Raw genomic sequence first — 20,169 nt, forward strand, 5'->3', positions numbered from 1 at the left:
TTTCATCGGAGGGCGGTCAGGCCTTGACGACGCGGCAGGCGAAGCACTTGTACGCCTGCTGGCCGGAGAGGTTGTCGAAGTACCGGTCGTCGGGCAGCACGTTGGCCGCCTCGTAGCGCTCGTCGCCGAACAGGTCGCCGACCTGCTGCGCCGGGCCGAACGTATTGGGGACGAAGACCGTGTCCTCACGGATGCCGTCCCACAGCAGCGCCGTGCCGGTGACCGCGCCGCGCGGGCTCTCCACCCGGACCTCGTCGCCGTCGCGGATCCCGGCGCGGGCGGCGACGGTCGGGTGCAGCTGGATCAGGCGTACGCCGTTGAGCTGCTTACCGGTGCGGGTCCAGTGGGTGACGGTGGCGAAGTGCACGACGCTGGGCCGCCCGGACATGCCCATCAGCGGGTAGCGCCGGTGCACGTCCTCGCCGGTCTGCCGCACACCGACCTCGACCTTGCGGGTGACGGCCTGCGGGTTGAGCGGGTTCGTGACGAACGTGTCCGTGTACCGGATGGTGGGGTGCCGGCCGGTCACCTCCGGGTGGGTGTAGAAGACCGGCAGCGCGCTGTGCCCGGCCGCGCGCAGCCGCGCGTCCAGCTCCGGCGTGGTGATCTCCACCTTCCCGGAGGCGGTGAGGAACCGTTTGCCCGGGTGGCCGAGCGCGGCCGCGGCCTCGTACCAGCCGGGGTGGTCGAGGTAGAGCGTGCTGACGCCCGGGTGCTCCGGCGTGGGGCACGGCCAGCGCAGCGGCTCGTCACGGGCCTTCATCCGCGCGGCGGTCATCCCGCCCATCGCGGGCGTGTGCCGGACGAACTCGGCCCACAGCTGCTCGTAGTCCTTCCACCGCTTCGGGAACGCGTCGGTCCAGTAGCCCGGTTTGTGGCGGCGGTCCAGGCGGCCGAGCGCGTGCGCGAGGTCGATCCACATGTGCCAGTCCGGGCGTGCGTCGCCGGGGCCGGGGACGACCTGTTCCTGCCAGCGGATGGCCCGGTCGTCGCGGCGCATGTAGACGCCGTTGATCTCCAGGCCGGTGGCGATCGGCAGGATGATGTCGGCGTACCAGGCCGCTTCCTCCATGAACAGGCCGGTGTAGACGTAGAACTCGAGCTGCTCGTACGCCTTGCGGACCTTGGTGTTGTTCGCGGACGACACCAGCGGGTTGCCCTCGGTGATGACCGCGCGCAGCTTGTACGGCGTACCGGTCAGGATCGCGTCCGCGAAATGGTCCGGCCCGACCGGCAGCGCGACGTCCCGGTCCGGCACGTCCACCGTGAGCGCGGGCAGGTGCAGGTCGCCGGGCCAGGTGTTGTGCATGAAGTTGCAGCCGCCGCCGGGCACGCCGATGTTGCCGGTGATCGCGGCCAGGAAGGTCAGGCAGCGGTACGTGTCGAACGCGCCGAGCTGGTGCGAGATCCCGGCGTTGCAGAAGATCGCGGCCGGGGTGGCGGACGCGTACTCGGTGGCGATCGCGGCGATCGTCTCGGCCGGCACACCGGTGATCCCGGCCGCCCAGCGCACGTCGTATCCGCTGCCCAGGATGTGCCGGCGCAGCTCGTCGAAGCCGACCACCCAGCGGCGCACGAAGTCCGCGTCGTGCAGGTCGTTGCTGAGGATGTGGTGCAGCATGCCGAGCACGAGCGCGAGGTCGGTGTGCGGCTTCGGCGACACCCACGTGTCGGCGAGCGCGCCGGTCGCGGTGCGCCGCGGGTCGACGACGACGAGTTTGGCGCCGGTCTTCTCCCGCTCGCGCAGCAGGTGGTCGAACGTGACCGGGTGTGTCTCGGCCTGGTTCGTGCCGAGGAACAGCAGGTATTTCGCGGCGCCGAGATCCTGCTGCCCGGTGGCCGGGTCGAGCCCGTACCCGTTGGTGAAGTTGCCCAGGCCGAACGTGGTGGCGAGCGCGTTGCCGCCGGCGTCGTTGCAGACCGGCCCGACGTCGGTGTTGTTCGGGCTGCCGAGCAGCGCGAACAGCCGTCCGACGAGCGAGCCGGTGCCGCGCGGCAGCCGTCCGCTGGTGCGGTTGGCGATCGACCGGACGTCGCCCTCGTCGCGGATCTTCAGCAGTTTGGCGGCGATGGTGGTCATCGCCTCGTCCCATGAGATCGGCGCGAATTTCGAGTCCTTGGAGCCCTTGCGGCCGGAGACGCGGCGCAGCGGGGTGGTCAGGCGCAGGTCGTTGTAGACCAGCTCGGGCATCATCTCGGCCTTGACGCACAGCTGCCCGGCCTGGACCGGGTCGCCGGTCTCGCCACGGACCTCGATGATCCGGCCCGCCTTGAGGCCGACCTTCAACCGGCAGTTGGAGTTGCAGAACTGGCAGGCGCTGTCGACGATCCGGTCCGGGGTCAGCGCGGCCGACCCGTCGGCGAACTCCAGCAGCCGGGTGCCTGGTGGAGCCAACGCCGGCGCGGCCGAGGCGGGGGCAGCCGAGAACGCGGGAACCCCCACGCTCGCCGCACCGATCACTGTGCCGCGCACGAAACCGCGCCGCGAGATGCCATCGCTCATGAACTGCCCTTCAGATCGGCCGACAAGGGAACGTGCTAGCGGGTCACCTTCAGTGCGGCGCGTGCCGCAACCGCGTCCAGGTACCGGGCGAGGATCGGGTGCAGATCGTCGGCGGTCGAGGACAGCTCCGGCTGGAACAGGCAGCCGAAGAAGAACGGGTGCCCCTCCAGCTCCAGCGCGCGGGCGGAGCCGTCGCTGTCCCAGGCGCAGTAGCGCAGCGCACCCTGCTCGGCCGCGGTCATGATCCCGGTCTGCAGGCCGTAGGCGCAGTGGAAGATCTCCTCCACGTCGTCGGCCCGACCGTAAATCCGCGCGAGCAGCGACCCGTCCCTGATCGTCAATGGTGCTTTCTCCCCGTTGTACGAGCAGGTCAGCGGCATTATCAGCGGTTCGAGAACGGACGGGTCCTCGTCCACGCCCTGCGCCTCGGGCAGCCCGATGACGTTCTGCGCGTACTCCATCAGCGCGCTGAAGAACCCGCCGCACGTACCGATGAACGGCACCTGCTGCTCCCGCGCGTGCCGGATCGCGATGTGCACGCCGCGCTGGTGGTGGTACGGCGCCCCCGGCACCACGTAGATGCCGTCGAATCCGGCAAGGTCCGCCGGAGAGCTGATCTCCGGCGTCGGCACCCACACGTAGTCGAGGTCGAGCTGCGGCAGGATCTCGTCGAGCACCGGGTGTGAGCGCTCGTTGTGGTTGCCTCGGTCACCCACCAGCGCCAGGCGCGGGCGAACGGTTGAAGACACGGTGTTCCTCCGGATTTATCGAGTGAGGTCGGCGCCGAAGCGCGCGGCGATCTGCGGCGCGCTCAGCGCGTTGGTGGCGCGCGGTGGCATGGCACCGGTGCGCGGCAGGGTCGGCACGACGATCATGTGCGGACCGGGGCTGCTCCGGGCGGTGGCGAGCGCGCCGGCCACGTCGCCGATCGACGTGCACCGCACCGCGGTGCGGTAGGCGTTCGCCTCGGCGGCGCGGACGAAGTCGGTCGCGGACGAGGTGGTGCGCTGCCCGCCGGTGGACTCGTGCCGGCCGTTGTCGAGCACCACGTGCACGAGGTTCGCCGGCGCCCGGTCGCCGATGACCGACAGCGCGCCCAGGTGCATCAGGGCGGCACCGTCGCCGTCGATCACGACGACGGTCCGTTCCGGCCGGGTGACGGCCAGCCCCAGCGCCATCGCGGAGGCGTGCCCCATCGAGCCCTGCATGTAGAAGTGGTTCGGCCGGTCCGCGGTGCCGAACAGCTCCCGGGCGGTGTACCCGGTGGTCGCCACGACCGCGCAGCCGTCCGTGCCGTCGACGATCGCCCGCATCACCTCGGGGCTGTTCAGCCCGCGCACCGGCTCGTCCGATTCCTGCGCGGCGCTGCCGACCGCACCGCGCTGGACCAGGACGAACGCGGCCCGGCCGTTCTTCAGCGACGCCTCCGCCCGGTCGAGCAGCACGCGGAACTCGTGCGCGTCGGTGTCCTTGGTGAGCGTCTGGTGGTCGGCGCCGAGCGTGTCCAGCAGCGCGTGCGTGGTGCTGCCCATGACGACGTGCTGTGGCTCGTCACTGGCCGGGTCCGGCCATCCGCGCAGGCTGACGAAGACCAGGACCGGCACCTGGTACGTCATGACGAGCGACGTCAGCGGGTTGATCAGGTTGCCGAGCCCGGAGTTCTGCAGCATCACGTACGGCTTGCCGCCGGCCAGCGCGACGCCGGCGGCGACGGCCAGCGCGGTCCCTTCGTTGGCGGCCGGCACGTACCGGTCGGGGTTGCGGGCCAGCAGCGCGATCGGCCCGCCGAACGACGAGCAGGGCACACCGGAGGCGGTGGTGAACCCGTAGGCGTCGAGCGCGTCGAGGAACTCCTGGGCGGCGATCACGGCAGCGCGCTCTCCGTGCCGGCCGGCTTCGCGCGCCGGGCCCGGACGATCTCCACCACCACGGGCACGAACGACGCCAGGATGATCAGCAGCAGGACCTTCTCCAGGTTGTCCGCCACCAGGTCGATCTGACCGAGGAAGTAGCCGGCCAGCGTGAGCCCGGTGCCCCAGGCGACCGCGCCGATCACGTTGTAGAGCAGGAAATGCCGGTAGTTCATCCGGCCCACACCCGCCATGATCGGCACCAGCGTGCGGAACATCGGGATGAACCGGGCCAGGATGATCGACTGCGCGCCGCGGTGCACGAAGAAGTCGTGGGCGCGCTGCGCGTTCTCCTGCTTGAAGAAGCGCGAGTCCGGCCGGTTGAACAGCGCCGGCCCGACCTGACGGCCGAAGATGTAGCCGACCTGGTCGCCCGCGACCGCAGCCGCGGAGATCAAAAGACACATCAGCCACAGGGGTACGTCGAGGATGTCCCTCGACAGGGCGAGCCCGGTGGTGAACAGCAGCGAATCGCCGGGCAGGAACGGCAGCGCGGCGCTGATCAGAATCCCGGACTCGAAGAAGACCAGGCCCAGGATGCCCAGCACACCGAACGCGGCTATCAGTTTCTCCGCGTCGAGAAAGACGGAAAAGTCCACTGTATTCAGTCCTCGAATGAGTTCGCGTTCCACTCGGCCGGATGGCGGAGCACGGGGGTGACGTCCCAGTCAGGGGCGGAGTCGATGCGCACGACCGCACAGGAGATCGCGGTGCCGCCGCCGTGCGCGACGATCAGCACGTGGTCGCCGGGCCCGACCTGCTTCGTCTCGACCAGGTGGTTGAGGCCCATCACCTGGTCGTTGACGGTGAGGTGGCCGAGCTGCCGGCCGAAGTCGAGCAGGCCACGATCGGTGGACAGCCCCATCGGGTCGATGATGACCTTCAGATAGGTCTCCTGGCCGGTGAAGACGTGCGCGACCCGGATGATGTCCGCGGGCGTCACGTCGGCCTCGGCCATCGACCGCAGCGCCAGCTCGGTGCGCAGCTCACCCTGCCGCCGCACCACGTTGACCACGGTCTGCTCGACGCCGCCGACGGACGCGAACCGCTCCTTGAAGTCCATCCGGCGCCCCACCGTCACCGAAGGCGGGAACAGCGGCTCCGCGCCCCGGTACTGCTCCTCGACCTCGGCGGTGGAACCGCTGTTGATCGACAGCAGGCTGGCGAACCCGGAGTGCCGGGACAGCACGACCGCGCTGCCCCCGTCGCCGAGCACGCCGTTCTGGATGCCGAACGCCCAGCGGTTCATGCTGGGTGTGCCGACGTTGTCCGCGCCGGTGATCAGCGCCGCGCCACGTTCCGGTACCGCGTTGAGGTAGCTGGCGGCGAGTTCCAGCGAGCCGATCAGCCCGGCGCAGGCCTGGAACGTGCCGAACGACGGGATGTCGCGGTCGGTGACGTGCCGCAGGACGTAGTGCTGCGGCGACCAGCCCTCGGGCCCCTGCGGGTGCCCGGAGGCGTGCAGGTGCAGGGCCAGGTCGGCCGGGTCGATCCCGGCCCGGTCCATCGCCTGTCGGGCGGCGTGCACGGCCATGTCCGGGGCCGGGGTGTCACCGGCGACGGCCGCGCTGGTCCACCCGTACCACTCGTATTCGTTCTGGTCGTAGAGGCCGAGCTCGACGGCGCGCTGCGCGTCGAACACCGGCGGCAGGTAGACGCCGAGCCCGGCGATGCGGATGCCGTGGGTCTTCATCCGGGTGGCTCCTTTCAGGCCGGTGCGCCGGCGCGGATGGCCGCGGCGATCTGGTCGAGGGTGATGCCGTTGAGGATGTCGACGACCGGAAGCCGCCAGCCGAACTCCCGCTGCACGCGATTGCGCAGTTCCACCGCCATCAGCGAGTCCATGCCCATCTGCTTCAGCGGCCTGCCTGTCGCGATCTTCTCCGGGCGCTGACCGAGCACCTGCGCCGCCTGGGCCAGCAGCCGTGGCATCAGGTCGCCGTCCGTCGCGGACACGACCGGTACCGCTACCGGAGGCGTCGGGCGGACCGACGGTGGGCCGGCCGGGACCGTGCGGGCAGCTACTGCGGGCGGGGGTGCAAGTGCTACCGGCGCGGGTGCGGGAACGGCGGGCAGCGGAGCTACCGGCGCGGGTGACGGCGCCGGATCCGCCGGACGGGCGAGGGCGCCGTCGTCGAATGGCGCAGCGGCGACCGCGTCCGCGATCTGGTCGAGGGTGATGCCGTTGAGGATGTCGACGACCGGAAGCCGCCAGCCGAACTCCCGCTGCACGCGATTGCGGAACTCCACCGCCATCAGTGAGTCCATGCCCATCTGCTTCAGCGGCCGCCCGGTCGCGATCTTCTCCGGGCGCTGCCCGAGTACCTGCGCGGCCTGGGCGGTCAGACGGTCGCGCAGCGCGGACCGGTCGGCGACGGGTGCTGCCGGTGCGGTCGCTGATTGCGCAGAGGGGTCGGCCGCGGCCACCGGGGCGACGACACCCGGCGTGGGCGCTGCCCCGGCCGGCGGCGCTGTTACGGCCGGCGCCCGCGAGACTGTCACGGGCGGCGCGACGCTTGCGACCGTCTGTGGTGCAGAGGCCGGCCGGGACACGGCCGGTGCTGGCGACGTTTCCGGCACAGCCAGGGTGGACGCGGATCGTGATGCGGGCATCAGGGGCGCCGACCGCGGTGCAGCCGGTGCGGGCGCAGGCCGTAGCACATTCGGTGCCGCGGAGCGGTCCGCTGGTCGCGGCGAGACGAATCCGGAGTCGGCTTCGCCGACCGGCCGTGGCCGCCGAGCCCCCGTGACGAGATCCCTGACCAGCGGTGCGGCCGCGGCCTGCGGATACGCCGCGCCCCACTGCCGCCAGTCCGCCGGCAGCACCACGACCTCGTCGATCCCGCACACCAGCACGTGTTCCAGCGCCGCGAGCCCGTCCTGCGGACTGAACGACGACATGCCCCTCGGGACCAGCGACCGCTGCTCCTCCTCCTGCTTACGGGCGACCATGCCGACCTGGTTCCAGTACCCCCAGTTGACCGTGGTCGCCGGCAGACCCTTCGCTCGCCGGTACGCGGCCAGCGCGTCCAGGAACGCGTTGCCCGCCGCGTACACGCCCAGCATCGGCGAGCCCAGCACCGCGGACCCGGACGAGAACAGCACGAACATGTCCAGGTGCCGGCCGGACAGCACCTCGTGCAGCGCCCAGCCGCCCGCGATCTTCGCCTCGACACCCCGGCTCACGTCCGCGCCGGACACGTCCGACAGCGGCTGGTAGCCGATGACACCGGCGGCATGGAACAGCCCGCGCACTACGGGAAGACCGTCCCGGTCCCGCCCGTCGAGCAGCCCACGCAGCGCGGCCCGGTCAGTGACATCGATCGCGGCATAGTCCGCCCGCACCCCACCCGCACGCAGCGCGTCCAGCCGCGCCGTCACATCCGGACCGAGACCGGCATGCGGTGTGCGACCGAGCAGCAACAGATGCCGGGCACCCCGGTCAGCGAGCCAGGACGCGATCTCGCCGCCGATACCGCCGAGCCCGCCGGTGATCAGGTAGGTGGCGTGCGGGTGGACCTCCAGCTGCTCCGTGGCGGAGAACTGCTGCGCCGTGACCGGCGCGGTGAAGTCGAGGACGATCTTGCCGATGTGCCCGGAACGGGCCATCAGACCGAACGCATCGCTGGCCTTCGCGGCCGGGAACTCCTCGTACGGCAGCGGCCGCAGCAACCCGTCCTGCGCGAGCCCCGCCACCTCCCGCAGGATCCGGCCCGCGTACTCCGGCCGTTCCCTGACCATGTGGACCACGTCGATCGCGTGCAGCGACAGGTTGCGGGCGAACACGGCCGACCCGATCGGGGTGTTCTCCGCGATGTCGCGTTTACTCAGCTCCAGGTAGTGCCCGTAGGGCGCCATCAGGTCCAGGTTGGCGCGCACCGCGTCCCCGGCCAGGGTGTTCAGCACGAGGTCGAAGCCGGCCCCGCCGGTGGCCTCCCGGAACCGGTCGGCGAACTCCAGCGAGCGGGAGTCGGCGACCTGCCGTACCCCCAGGTGTTGGAGCAGTGTGCGTTTCTGCTCGTTGCCGGCCGTGGCGTAGACCTGCGCGCCCTTCCATTGCGCGATGTTGAGCGCGGCCATGCCGGTCCCGCCGGTGGCGGAGTGGATGAGGATCCGGTCCCCGGCCCCGATCCGGCCGAGCATGTGCAGCGCGTAGTAGGCCGTGAGATACGCGACCGGCAGCGTGGCCGCCTCCGCCGCGGTGAGCCGCGTCGGCTTCGGCGCGGTCAGGCTCGCCTTCGCGACGACGTGGCTGGCCAGCGCGCCTTCCGCGATCGCGATCACCTCGTCGCCGACGTGGACGTCGTGCACGCCGGGGCCGACCTGCGCGATGACGCCCGCGCACTCCCAGCCCATCTTCGCCGGGGCGTCGAGGTCCTGGCCGGGGTACATGCCGAGCGCGCTCAGCACGTCGCGGTAGTTGAGCCCGGCGTGGCTGACCCGGATGACCACCTCGCCGTCGCCCGGCTGCCGCACCGTGGCCGGTGCGACCGTCAGATCGCCGAGCACGCCCGGCGTCTCGATCGTCACGCGGGACGGACGCCCGTCGGCCTGCCGGTCCTGGCGGTGCACGAGCCGGGCGACGTGGCGGCGGCCGTCGCGTAGGGCGATCTGGTTCTCGTCGTCCGGTGCGCCGATCTCGTCCACCAGCGCGCGCAGGCTCGCCGTGGTCCCGTCGAGGTCGACCAGCCGGGTGACGGTGCGCGGCTGCTCCGCAGCGAGCGTCCGGCCGATGCCCCACAGCGGCGCCTGAAGAGGCGCGCCGACCGGGTGCTGGGCTCTCTTGGTGATCAGCCACAGCTCGGGTGTGATCTCCGCCGGCAGGTTGTCGAGCGCCTGCGCCAGCAGCACCGCGCTGGTCACGGCGTGCACCTCCGCGCGGCGGATCTCTCCGGCGCTGGCGTCGGCCGCCTCGGTGGCGTCGAGCGCCCACAGGTGCACCACGCCGTCGAGCGGCCCGCCGGCGGTGACCTCGGCCAGCACCGTGGCGAAGTGCCCCGGATCGGCGGGGTCGAGGCGGAGCCGTTCGGTCGCGGTGACGTCGAGCCTCGCGGCGGCCGTGGCCACGACGACCTCGTTGCCGGTCTCCTCCAGCCCCGCGGCGACGGCACGGCCGGTGGGCCCGCTGTCGGTCAGCACCAGCCATCGCCCTCGGCGCGGCCGGCCGGTCAGCGCTCTGGCCGGCCACACCACCTCGTGCAGCCAATCGTCCCGGTCGGTGAGCGCCGGGTGCGGCGAGTCCGGCGCGGTCCCGGCGAGGTACTGCAGGCGCAGGCCACGCATCTCGGCGATGACCGTGCCGCTCTCGTCCATGATCGTGATGTCGCCGGCGAAGGAGTCCGTACGCTCACACGGGATCAGCGTCGCGTGGCTGAAGACCTTCCCGCCCGGCGAGGCGTAGATGCGCACCTCGTCGATGCCTCCGAGCACGAACACGTGTTCCGCGCCGGGCGCCACGTCCGGGCGCGCGCCGACCAGCGCCTGCCCGCCTGCATCGAGGACCGCGGGGTGGAAGTGATGCCCGTCGCCGGGCGCGGGGTGCCGGATCTCCGCGAGCGCCTCACCCTCACCCCGGTGGATGACGTCGATGCCCTGGAAGGCGCCCAGCCACTGGTTGCCGCGCGCCGCGTTCCAGGGGTAGAAGTCGGCCCCGCTCTGCGTGGTCACGCTCCTGCGGCGCAGGTCGTCGACGGACAAGGACCGATCAGAGGCGCCGAGGGTACGGCCGTGCGCGCCCGCATGCTCGGTCCAGTCCTCGCCGTCGCGCCGCGTGTGCACCGTGAACCGCCAGCCGTCGCCCTCGGGCACGGCCGTGACCGCGATCGTGAGCGGCCGGGCCGGGTCGATGAACATGGCCTGGGCGTAGTGGATCCCGGTGACGCTGACCGGCCGGTCGCCGTGCAGGTCCCGCAGCGCCGCGGTGATCATCTCGACGTAGGCGGTGCCGGGCATGATGACCGTGTCCTGCACCCGGTGGTCGAGCAGGTAGGCGTTGACGGTCAGGTCGAGCTCGTGCTGCCAGACGCGGCTCCCGTCCGGCCGCTGCTCCGCGCGGCCGAGCAGCGGGTGCGGCGGCGCGGTGACGGGTCGTTCCGGCAGCCAGAAGGAGCTGCGCTGGAAGGCGTACCGCGGCAGGTCCACGACCTGCCCGCCGCCGGTGACCGCGTCCCAGTCGACCGGCACCCCGGCCTGGTGCAGCCGGCCGAGCGCGGTCAGCATCATCGCGCGCTCGGGTTCACCGCGCCGCAGCGAGCCGGCCGCGGTGGTGTCGCCGCCGCGGTGCCGGGCGGTCTCGCCGATGCCGCTGACCAGCAGCGGGTGCGGGCTGATCTCGACGAACACGGTGTCGCCGGTGTCGAGCTGCGCGCGGACCGCGCCGACGAAGTCGACCGGCTCGCGGATGTTGCGCGCCCAGTACGGCGCGTCGAGCTGGGAGCCGTCGATGACCCGGTTGAACAGCGTGGAGTGGATCGGGATGTCCCCGGCGCGCGGCATGAGGTGCGCCAGCTCGGCGAGCAGGTCGTCGCGCAGCGCGTCCATCTGCGGGCAGTGCGAGGCGAAGTTCACCCGGACCAGCCGGTTCGCCACGTCACGCGCGTCGAGCGTCTGGAGGATCTGCTGCAGCACGTCGGTGTCGCCGGACAGCAGCGTCGAGGTGGGGCTGTTGGCGGCCGCGACCGCGACCCGGTCCTCGTGCCCGGCGACGGCCTCGGCCGCCTCCTCCGCGGACAGCTCCACCCAGGCCATCGCGCCCCGGCCGGCCATGCGTGCGGCGAGGCGGCTGCGGCGGCAGATGACCGCGCCCGCGTCCTGGAGGCTCAGCGCCCCGGCGACGTAGGCGGCCGCGGACTCGCCCATGCTGTGCCCGATCACCACGTCCGGCTCGACGCCCCAGGAGCGCCACAGCGCGGCCAGCGCGATCTCCATCGCCCACAGCACCGGCTGGACGACGTCGACCTTCTCGAACGGCGCGTCGTCGTCGCCCCGGAGCAGGTCGATCACCGACCAGCCGTTCTCGTCCTGGATCACCCGGTCGCACGCGCGTAGCGCCTCGGCGAACGCGGGCTCGCCGTCCAGCAGCTCGCGCCCCATCCCGAGCCACTGCGAGCCCTGGCCGGGGAAGACGAACGCCACCCGGGGCCGCTGCTGCGGCGCGTAGTCGGTGCTGGTCAGCGCCGGTGAGATGTCGCCGCTGACATGGTCGCGCAGCGCCTCGGCGAGCTGGTCGTGCGTGCTGCCGGTGACGGCCAGCCGGGCCTCGAGGTGGGCGCGCCGGGTCGCCGCGGTGTGCGCGACGGCGTGCAGCGGCTGCGCGCGTCCGGTTTCGCCGGTCAGGTGCGTGGCGTAGGCGCCGGCCAACGCGGTGAGGGCCTCGGGGGAGCGCGCGGAGAGCACGAGCAGTTCGGCGCGGCCGTCGGACTGCTCGGTCTCGTCCGGCTCAATGGGCTCGGCCGCGGTGAGCACGAGGTGGCCGTTGGTCCCGGAGAAGCCGAAGCTGCTGACCGCCGCGATCGCGGGCCGACCTCGGTCGGGCAGCGCGATGCCCTCGGTCGGGATGCGCAGCGGCAGCGCCGCCCAGTCGACCGCCGGATTCGGGTCGTTGAAGTGCAGATTCGGGGGTACGTGGCCGTGCTCCAGGCAGAGGACAGCTTTGATGAGACCGGCCATGCCGGCGGCGGCCTCGGTGTGGCCGATGTTCGTCTTGGCGGAGCCGACCAGCAGCGGGCGGTCCGCGGGCCGGTCCGCGCAGAGCACGGAGGACAGCGCCTCCAGCTCCACCGGGTCGCCGACCGAGGTGCCGGTGCCGTGCGCCTCCACGTAGTCCACGTCCGACGGCGCGATCCCGGACCTGCGGTAGGCGGCCTCGACGACGGCACGCTGCCCGTCGACGCCCGGCGTGACGAGGTAGCCGCTGCTCTGCCCGTCGTTGCCGATCGCGGAACCGCGGATGACCGCGCGGATCCGGTCGCCGTCGGCGAGCGCCCGGTCGAGCGGCTTGAGGATGACCGCGCCGACGCCGTCGCTGCGGACGAAGCCGTCCCCGGAGGCGTCGCCGAACTTGCAGCGCCCGTCCTTGGCGAGCATGCCCGCGCCGGAGTAGGCCACGCCCTCCTCCGGCAGCAGGACCAGGTTGACCGCGCCGGCGATGGCCAGCGAGCACTCCCCGGCGCGCAGGCTCTGCACGGCCGTGTGCACCGCGACCAGCGACGACGAGCAGGCGGTGTCCATCGTGAAGCTGGGGCCGCGCAGGTCGAAGGCGTAGGACAGCCGGCCGGACATGACGGCTCGCGAGGCGGCACCGGTCAGCCCGTACAGGCCGAAGTCATGTTCTTGCAGCTGGAGGGTCCAGTAGTCGGCGCCGAGCTGGCCGACGAACACGCCGGTGTCCGAGCCGGCGAGCCGGTCGGCGGCCTGGCCGGCGTCCTCGAGCGCGTGCCAGGCGGTCTCCAGCAGGATCCGCTGCTGCGGGTCCATCCGGACCGCCTCACGCGGGGAGACGCCGAACAGCTCGGCGTCGAACGCGTCGATGTCGTCGATGAACCCGCCCCAGCGGCTGACGGTGCGCCCGGGGGTGCGCGGCGCCGGGTCGTAGACCGCGTCGGCGTCGTAGCGCGACGCCGGGACCTCGGTGATCGCGTCGACGCCGTCGTGCAGCAGCCGCCAGAACGACTCGACGTCCGGCGCGGACGGGAGGCGGCAGGCCATCCCGATGATCGCGATCGGTGGAAGCTCCCGCCCGGACGCGGATGTGTCTTCCCGATTCTGTGCAGCCGACATGAACGGCTCCTCCCCCGCGTGGTGACCGTCGCCGGTGGTCACCGTTCGGCGTAGCGCGTGCGATCACGAATATGACGATGGGTAACTGTCGTGTCCCACCGAGATAATTCGACAGCCATTGAGGTACGCTCGAAATCATGGTGCCTATGTGGACCTTCGTCAACCTTGCGCTCGCGCTCTGACGTGCTCCTGGGAGCGTTCTCGCTGGTGGTTGGCGAGAGTCGAGTTTCGGCGAAGTTCTGATACGTCGGCCTACTGACAAGTACGCGACTGGCCTGGGACGACGTCGTTCCACCGCACCGTGTGCAGACCTCGCCGCGGCAGTCCGCCGCGCGCCGACCGTCCGAAAGGGGAAGCAGCGTGACCGATTCACCAGCCATGGCAGGGCTACCGACCATCGTCATCGGCGCCGGGCCGGTAGGCCTGGCCGCCGCCGCTCAGCTGGCCGAACGCGGGATGGCGTTCACCGTCCTGGAGGCCGGCCCGCAGGTCGCCGCCTCCGTGCAGGCCTGGGGTCACGTCCAGTTGTTCAGCCCGTGGCGCTACAACACCGACAGCGCGGCCCGCCGCCTGCTCACCGCGGCCGGCTGGACCGAGCCCGACCCGGACCTGCTGCCCACCGGCTCCGACCTGGTGGAGCGCTACCTGCGCCCGCTGTCCGAGCTGCCCGCGATCAAGGCGAACCTGCGCTTCGGCTGCCGGGTCACCGCGATCAGCCGGCTCGGCATCGATCGGGTGCGCAGCGAGGGCCGGGACCGGACGCCGTTCGTGGTGCGCCTGGACAACGGCGACGAGGTGCTGGGCCAGGCGATCATCGACGCGTCCGGCACCTGGACCAACCCCAACGTGCTGGGCGGCAACGGCCTCCCCGCGCCGGGCGAGGCCGAGGCCGCCGCGTGGATCAACCACGCCCTGCCCGACGTGCTCAAGGCCGACCGCGAGCAGTACGCCGGCAAACACACCATCGTGGTCGGCGCCGGGCACTCCGCGGCCAACACGCTGCTCGCGCTGGCCGAGCTGGCCGACCTCGCCCCGGACACCCGCATCACCTGGGCGATCCGGTCCTCCTCACCCGGCGGGTCGTTCGGCGGTGGCGGTGCTGACGAGCTTCCGGCCCGTGGCGCGCTCGGCAGCGGCCTGAAGATGCTGGTCGACACCGGCCGCGTGCAGCTGGCGGCGGACTTCCGCACCGTCCGGGTCCACGCGCTGGCCGGCTCCCCGCAGGAGGGCGGCGTCGAGCTGACCTCCCGCGGGCCGGACGGCACCGAGCACACGATCGTCGCCGACCGGATCGTCGGCGCCACCGGGTTCCGTCCCGACTACCGCTTCGCCGACGAGCTGCGGCTGGAGCTGGACCCGATCATGTCCGCGCCGAAGCCGGTCGCCCCGCTGATCGACCCGAACCAGCACTCCTGTGGCACGGTCCGTCCGCACGGCATCGACGAGCTGGCGCACCCCGAGCCCGGCTACTTCGCGGTCGGCATGAAGAGCTACGGCCGCGCGCCCACGTTCCTGATGGCGACCGGGCACGAGCAGGTCCGCTCGATCGTCGCGGGCATGGCCGGCGACTGGGTGGCAGCCCGTGACGTGCAGCTGGAGCTGCCCGACACCGGCGTCTGCTCGGCCACGGCCGGCTCCGAGGCGATCGCCCAGCGCCTCGGCCTCACCCACGCCGAGCACGAGCGGCTGCTGACGCTGACCGCGAAGTACCTGCCCAGCAGCCCGAGCGCCGGCGCGGCGGTGCTGACCGCGGCCCGCGAACTCGGCGTCTCCGAGACCTCGGCGCTGCAGCTGGCGGCGTTCGCCGCCGAGCAGTTCGACGTGGCGCCGGTGGTCAACCTCGGCCCGGACCCGCAGCTGGTGGTGGTTCCGGCCGCGGGCAACTCGGCCTGCTGCAACTGACCGATGCCGGCCGGCTCGTCCTGGCGAGCCGGCCGGCACATAGACAAGCCATGATCAGGTCATCATGACGAAAATCGGCCCGGACATCACTGCCGACTGATCCGTTGACCGATTTGCGTTGATGATCAGGCATGTATTGCGTCCCCATTAGATCGATGTCAAGCTAAGGGAATGTCGGTCGTTCCCGCAGCACGGACCGCAGCGGCACCGGGATGCTGCCCGCCGCTGGCCGTGCAACCGCTCGAGCCGTGGATGGCCAATGAGCTCGCCCCGTTGTTCAAGGCGCTCGGCGACCCCGTCCGGCTGCGGCTGCTGTCGTTGATCGCCTCCGCGCCCGAGGTCTGCGTCTGCGACCTCACCGACGCCTTCGAGCTCACCGGCGCAACGATCTCCCATCACCTGCGGGTGCTGCGGGAGAGCGGCATGGTCGAGGTCGAGCGCCGCGGCACCTGGGCGTACTACCGCGCACGCACCGGCGCCCTCACGGTTCTCGGCAACGTGCTGGGCAGCGAGCCGGCGCCGGCCGAAGGTGGATCCGCCTCCTCGTGCGGCACCGCGCCGACGACACCCGCTGCTTCTGAGAATCAGGAACCGCTGATATCAGCAAATCCTGATTTGATCCGCCTGATGGCCGACCCACTACGGTCACGGATCGTGCGCATCCTCGCCGCAGGCCCCGCGACCACCTCACAACTGGTCACCGACACCGGCGCGAAACAGCCCAACGTCTCCGGCCACCTCAAGCTCCTCCGCGAGGCCGGCGCCGTGGTGACCGAGCCCCGCGGCCGCTTCACGTACTACCGGCTCGTGCCCGGTGCACTGCAGAGCGCCGCCATGCACCTCGTCGACCTCGCCGCCGAGGCCCGCACCAACGCGGACAACGTCCGCAACTGCTGCTGACGCCAGGCCGACTCGCCGTCACGGGCGGGCGCGATAAGCCGGGTCCTCAGGGGCGGGCGAAGGCGCGGCGATGGTGGCGAACGGGATCGGGCAGCACGGCTCGCCGGCGCAGGTGACCAGGTCGTCGCATCCCGCGGCGACCGTCTCCCGCAGGGTGGAGGCGATCACCTGTAGGTCGGCGATCTTCGCCTCCACCTCGGCGAGTTTGGCGCGGGCGCGTTCCTGGAGTCCGGACTCCTGACCACCGTGCCGGTGGCCGCCGGTGGCGAGCAGGTCGGCGACCTCGTCGAGCGTGAAGGCGAGCCGCTGGGTCGCTTTGATCACCTTCAGCACGGTGACCGCTTCGGGCGGATAGAGCCGGTGGCCGCCGAGGCTGCGTGCCGGTGCGGCCAGCAGTCCGCGACGCTCGTAGTAGCGCAGCGTCTGCAGGTTGACCCCGGCCGCGCCGGCGACCTGACCGCTGCGCAGGCCGGTCATGATCTGGTCCAGGGCGCGGCGCGCGAGGCGAGGGCGTCGAGGACCGCGACGTGCGCGGCAGGGACCTCCACGTCCAGCCGAAGTCCGGCGCCATCCTGCCGGAAGGTGAAGGTGAAGAACGCGCAGCAGCTGCTTTCCCGGTCGGTCAGGTCCCGGGCCGTGCTTTCCGCCGCCGGATCGATGACCCAGCGCAGCGTCGTGGGGGACAGCCGCTGCTGGCCGCGCAGCGCGGTGGCGAACAGGTCGTCGAACTCCGCCTGCCGCAGCGGCTGTTCGGCGGTTGGCAGGGTGCAGGCGTCGGGTACCCATGCCTGTCCTTCGGTGGTGGTCATGACTCGACGGTAAGTCTGTACCTGGGTATCGGATGCAAGCCCCAGCTCCAGAACGGGCCACCGCCGTGCGCCGACACGACCGTCCGTCAGAGCGGCGTCCGATGCGGCCTGAGGTGCTCCCCGCCGGAGAGCGGCTATCGCGGTGGCGGCGACGGCGCAGCACACGGCGACCGCGGTGAAGACCGCGGTGTAGCCGCCGGTGGCCGCGTAGAGCGCGGCGGCGGCCAGTGGAGCGACGGCCTTCGCCAGGGTGGCGGGCACCACGATGATGCCGGCCAGCGTGGCGTAGCGGGTGGTGTCGTAGCGCTCGGCGAGCAGGACCGGTTTGGCGATCGTGGCTACGCCGAAGCCGAGGCCGAAACCGATCACGGCACCGGCGGCACCAGCGGTCAGAGCGCCGACAACCGGTAGCGTGAGCGCGGCCGCGGCCTGGACGGCGAAGACGGCCGCCGTGACGCTCGCGGTGCGGTAGCGGCGCTGTAGGCCGGTGGTGATGAGCCGCCCGGCGACGGAGAGCACGCCGATCAGGCCGGCGACCGCGGCCGCGAAGTCCGGCCGGTGTCCCCAGCCGACCAGGGCGGCGACCACGTGGACGGTGAACGTGCTGACGGCGGCGGTGTGCGCGGTGAATCCGAGGGCCAGCAGCCAGAAGTCCCGGTCGGCGAGGGCGGCGCGGACGACCGGCCTCGACGAGGGGCGCGGCTCACCCGTACCCCCGGCGGCTTTGTCTGTGCGGGGTGCGCGGCGCGGAGTGGCGAGCGCGTGCAGCGGCACGGTGATCGCCTGGACGGCGGCCAGGACGAGCAGCGCGGTACGCCAGCCGTGCGCGGCCGTCAGCCAGCCGGCCAGCGGCAGGAACACCGTGCTGGCGAAGCCCGCCACCACGGTTACCGCGAGCAGGGCGGCGCTGCGTCGTGCGGCGGAGACGCCGGCGATGATGACGGCGAATGCGGCCTCGTAGAGGCTGGCCGCGCTGGCGACGCCGATGCCGATCTGCACGGCGTAGAGCTGCCACACCTCCTGCACCCCGCTGAACGCGACGAGTAGGACGACGCCCAGCAGCGAACCGCCGGTCATCAGCGCGCGGCCGCCGTGCCGGTCGAGCCGGCGGCCGACCGGGATGGCCAGCGCCGCGCTGGTCAGCACGCTGGCGGTGAACGCGCCGGTGACGACCGTGGCGGAGGTGTGCAGGTCGGCGGCGAGCGGGCCGAGGAAGACGGCGAAGGCGTAGTAGAGCGTGCCGTAGCCGATGGTCTGGGTGATCGCGAGCACGGCGATCATCGCCTTGTTCTTCCGGTGGCGCCGGTCCCCGCCGGCAGGTGCGGCGGGGACCGGGCCGGAGCTGGTGCTCACGCGCAGCAACCGCCACCCGAGGCGGCCGGGACGGTCACCAGGCCGAGATCGGCGCGCGGCAGGTCGAACTCTTCTCCGGCCAGGGCGGCGAGTTGCAGCGCCACCTGCGGATCGATGCCGAGTTCCGCGGCGGCCGCATGGGTGGCCGCGGTGACGCTCCCGGCGGCCGGAAGGTGCCGCAGTGCGGCGCTGACGAGCTGTCCGGGCACCTCCGGAGCGAGGCCGTAGCGGGCGGCGGCGTCGTCGAGCATCGCCTTCGCGCCGAGCGTGGACGAGCACACGCCGGTCTCCGGCAGGTCCAGCTGCACGTCGCGGGCGGCCGTCCAGTCGCCGGCCAGTGCGGCGGCGATCGAGCGGACCTGCTCGTATCCGGTGGCCATCAGGAACGTGGGCGCGCGGCCGTAGCTCTTCATGCCGACCGCGTAGTAGCCGGGCTCGGGCTGGGCGAGTTCGTCGACGCCGTGCGGGCGTACGGTGCCGCAGGAGTGCTCGTTCGGGTCGATCAGCGGCGCGAGCGCGCGGGTGCAGCCGAGCGCGGGGTCGAGGTCCAGGCGCAGCTCGTCCGCGATGGTGTGGTCCGGGCGGAAGCCGGTGGCGCCGATGATCCGGTCCGCGGTGATGGTGCGCCCGTCGGCGGCGGTGAGCGTGACGCTGGTGCCGTCGTGGGTCACGGCGTGCACGGCGAAGCCGGTGAGCAGCGCGACGCGGCCGGAGTCCGCGAGCAGCTTCATTCCGGTGCCGAGCGCGCCGCGGCCGGGCAGGGCATCGGCGTCGCCGCCGCCGACCGCGCGGTCGATGCTGCCGCCGCGGGTCGCCCAGGTGATGCGGGTGCCGGGCTCCTGCTCGGCCAGCTCCGCGAGCGCGAGCAGCGTGTTGGCGGCGGAGTGCCCGGAGCCGACCACGACGGTGTGCCGGCCGGCGTAGCGGTCGCGGGCGGCGCCGAGCACGTCCGGCAGCGCGGACTCGACGAACGCGGCGGCGTCGCGCTCGCCGTGCGCGGGCAGGCCGATCGCGCCGATCACGTTCGGCGTGCGCCAGGTGCCGGAGGCGTCGATCACCGCGGACGTGAGGACGTCCTCGCCGGTGGCGAGCCGCACCACGAACGGGGCGGACTCGCGGCCGGCGGTGGTGACCCGGTCCACGCCGGCGCGGCCGATCGCCACGACCTCGGCGTGGTAGCGGATGCTGCCGGACAGGGCCGGGAGCTTCGCCAGTGGTTGCAGGTAGAGGTCGACGAGTTCGGCGCCGGTGGGCAGTGCCTCCGGGTTCGGCTCGGCCCATCCGGCGGCGTCGAGCAGGCGGTGGGCGGCCTTGTCGATGTTGTAACGCCATGGCGAGAAGATCCGCACGTGTCCCCACTCGGCGACGGATGCGCCGGCCGAGGCGCCGGCCTCCAGCAGCACGAAGGGCAGGCCACGCTCATGCAACTGCGCGGCGGCGGCAAGCCCGACGGGCCCGCCACCGATCACGACCACAGGGCTCTTCACATCATTCTGTGATGATGTGTTTTTGCTGTCGCCGCAACAGGAGGCGGCCGTGTCATTACCCATCTGAACTCTCCCGATGTTGTCAAGCTGGGCTGGGAGTGCATCACCGGCCCGGCATCACTATCTCGACCAGTATCGAATCGATGTCCTCACCTTGCACGGCTATTAGACTGGTGTCAAGCTATACGCATGTCGGTCCTCCCGGTGCTGAACACGTCCGTGGCACAGGCGTGCTGCCCGCCCATCTCGGAACAGCCGCTGGCGCCGCAGGTCGCGGGCCAGTTTGCGGCGGTGTTCAAGGCGCTCGGCGACCCGATCCGGCTGCGGCTGCTGTCCCTGATCGCGGCCGCGGACGAGGTCTGCGTGTGCGACCTCACCGACGCGTTCGACGTCACCCCGCCCACCATCTCGCACCACCTGCGCGTGCTCCGCGAGGCCGGTCTGGTGGACGGCGAGAAGCGCGGCACCTGGGTCTACTACCGTGCGCAGCGGGAGAACCTGAACCTGCTCGGCGCCCTGATCGCCAC

Annotated in this window: 9 protein-coding genes and 3 pseudogenes; 3 read left to right on the forward strand and 9 right to left on the reverse strand. The window is 72.0% G+C overall.

Translation table 11 applies throughout. The features are described 5' to 3' along the window. Positions 1-16: 16 nt before the first annotated feature. Genes OP04_RS44070 through OP04_RS44095 form a run of 6 tightly spaced genes read right to left on the reverse strand, consistent with a single transcriptional unit; the run spans position 17 to position 13,191 of the window. Positions 17-2,503 carry a molybdopterin-containing oxidoreductase family protein gene (locus OP04_RS44070; protein WP_033346017.1) on the reverse strand — a complete coding sequence of 829 codons (2,487 nt, stop codon included), beginning with the start codon at positions 2,501-2,503 and terminating at the stop codon, positions 17-19. A 35-nt stretch (positions 2,504-2,538) separates the two neighbouring features. Beyond that, complete coding sequence (locus tag OP04_RS44075; RefSeq protein ID WP_085067263.1) at positions 2,539-3,252, reverse strand: glutamine amidotransferase-related protein; 714 nt, start codon at positions 3,250-3,252, stop codon at positions 2,539-2,541. A 15-nt stretch (positions 3,253-3,267) separates the two neighbouring features. Further along, entirely contained in the window at positions 3,268-4,371 is a 1,104-nt protein-coding gene (gene aepY, locus OP04_RS44080; RefSeq protein WP_033346019.1) for a phosphonopyruvate decarboxylase, read from the reverse strand. Then, the gene (locus tag OP04_RS44085) at positions 4,368-5,012 is read right to left on the reverse strand and encodes a VTT domain-containing protein (protein ID WP_232323974.1); all 645 of its coding nucleotides are present in this window, start codon (positions 5,010-5,012) and stop codon (positions 4,368-4,370) included. Before OP04_RS44085 ends, aepY begins: the two co-directional genes overlap by 4 nt. 5 nt (positions 5,013-5,017) lie before the next feature. Continuing rightward, positions 5,018-6,106, reverse strand: a complete 1,089-nt coding sequence (locus tag OP04_RS44090; protein ID WP_051799989.1) for a ketoacyl-ACP synthase III family protein — start codon at positions 6,104-6,106, stop codon at positions 5,018-5,020. Positions 6,107-6,120: 14 nt separating this feature from the next. Further along, positions 6,121-13,191, reverse strand: coding sequence for a type I polyketide synthase (locus tag OP04_RS44095; protein ID WP_033346040.1), 7,071 nt, complete (start codon positions 13,189-13,191; stop codon positions 6,121-6,123). A 378-nt stretch (positions 13,192-13,569) separates the two neighbouring features. On the opposite strand from OP04_RS44095, the pseudogene OP04_RS44100 reads away from it, so the two are divergent. Beyond that, positions 13,570-14,808 (forward strand): annotated as a pseudogene (locus tag OP04_RS44100) (FAD-dependent oxidoreductase); the annotation flags it as partial. A 537-nt stretch (positions 14,809-15,345) separates the two neighbouring features. After that, positions 15,346-15,993, forward strand: coding sequence for an ArsR/SmtB family transcription factor (locus tag OP04_RS56920; protein WP_408606857.1), 648 nt, complete (start codon positions 15,346-15,348; stop codon positions 15,991-15,993). Between the two features lie 18 nt (positions 15,994-16,011). Here OP04_RS56920 and OP04_RS44110 read toward each other — a convergent pair whose 3' ends face one another. The 3 genes and pseudogenes from OP04_RS44110 to OP04_RS44120 form a co-directional block, all read right to left on the reverse strand. Beyond that, positions 16,012-16,470, reverse strand: a complete 459-nt coding sequence (locus OP04_RS44110; protein ID WP_033346021.1) for a MerR family transcriptional regulator — start codon at positions 16,468-16,470, stop codon at positions 16,012-16,014. Continuing rightward, positions 16,467-18,155: an MFS transporter gene (locus OP04_RS44115; protein ID WP_232323975.1), complete on the reverse strand. Its 1,689-nt coding sequence runs from the start codon at positions 18,153-18,155 to the stop codon at positions 16,467-16,469. Before OP04_RS44115 ends, OP04_RS44110 begins: the two co-directional genes overlap by 4 nt. 278 nt (positions 18,156-18,433) lie before the next feature. Next, positions 18,434-19,642: pseudogene (locus OP04_RS44120) on the reverse strand (FAD-dependent oxidoreductase); the annotation flags it as partial. Between the two features lie 189 nt (positions 19,643-19,831). Here OP04_RS44120 and OP04_RS56200 point away from each other — a divergent pair. Further along, a pseudogene (locus tag OP04_RS56200) lies at positions 19,832-20,167 on the forward strand (ArsR/SmtB family transcription factor); the annotation flags it as partial. Between the last annotated feature and the right edge of the window lie 2 nt (positions 20,168-20,169).

The organism is Catenuloplanes japonicus, from assembly GCF_000717135.1.
Classification (GTDB): Bacteria; Actinomycetota; Actinomycetes; order Mycobacteriales; family Micromonosporaceae; genus Catenuloplanes; species Catenuloplanes japonicus.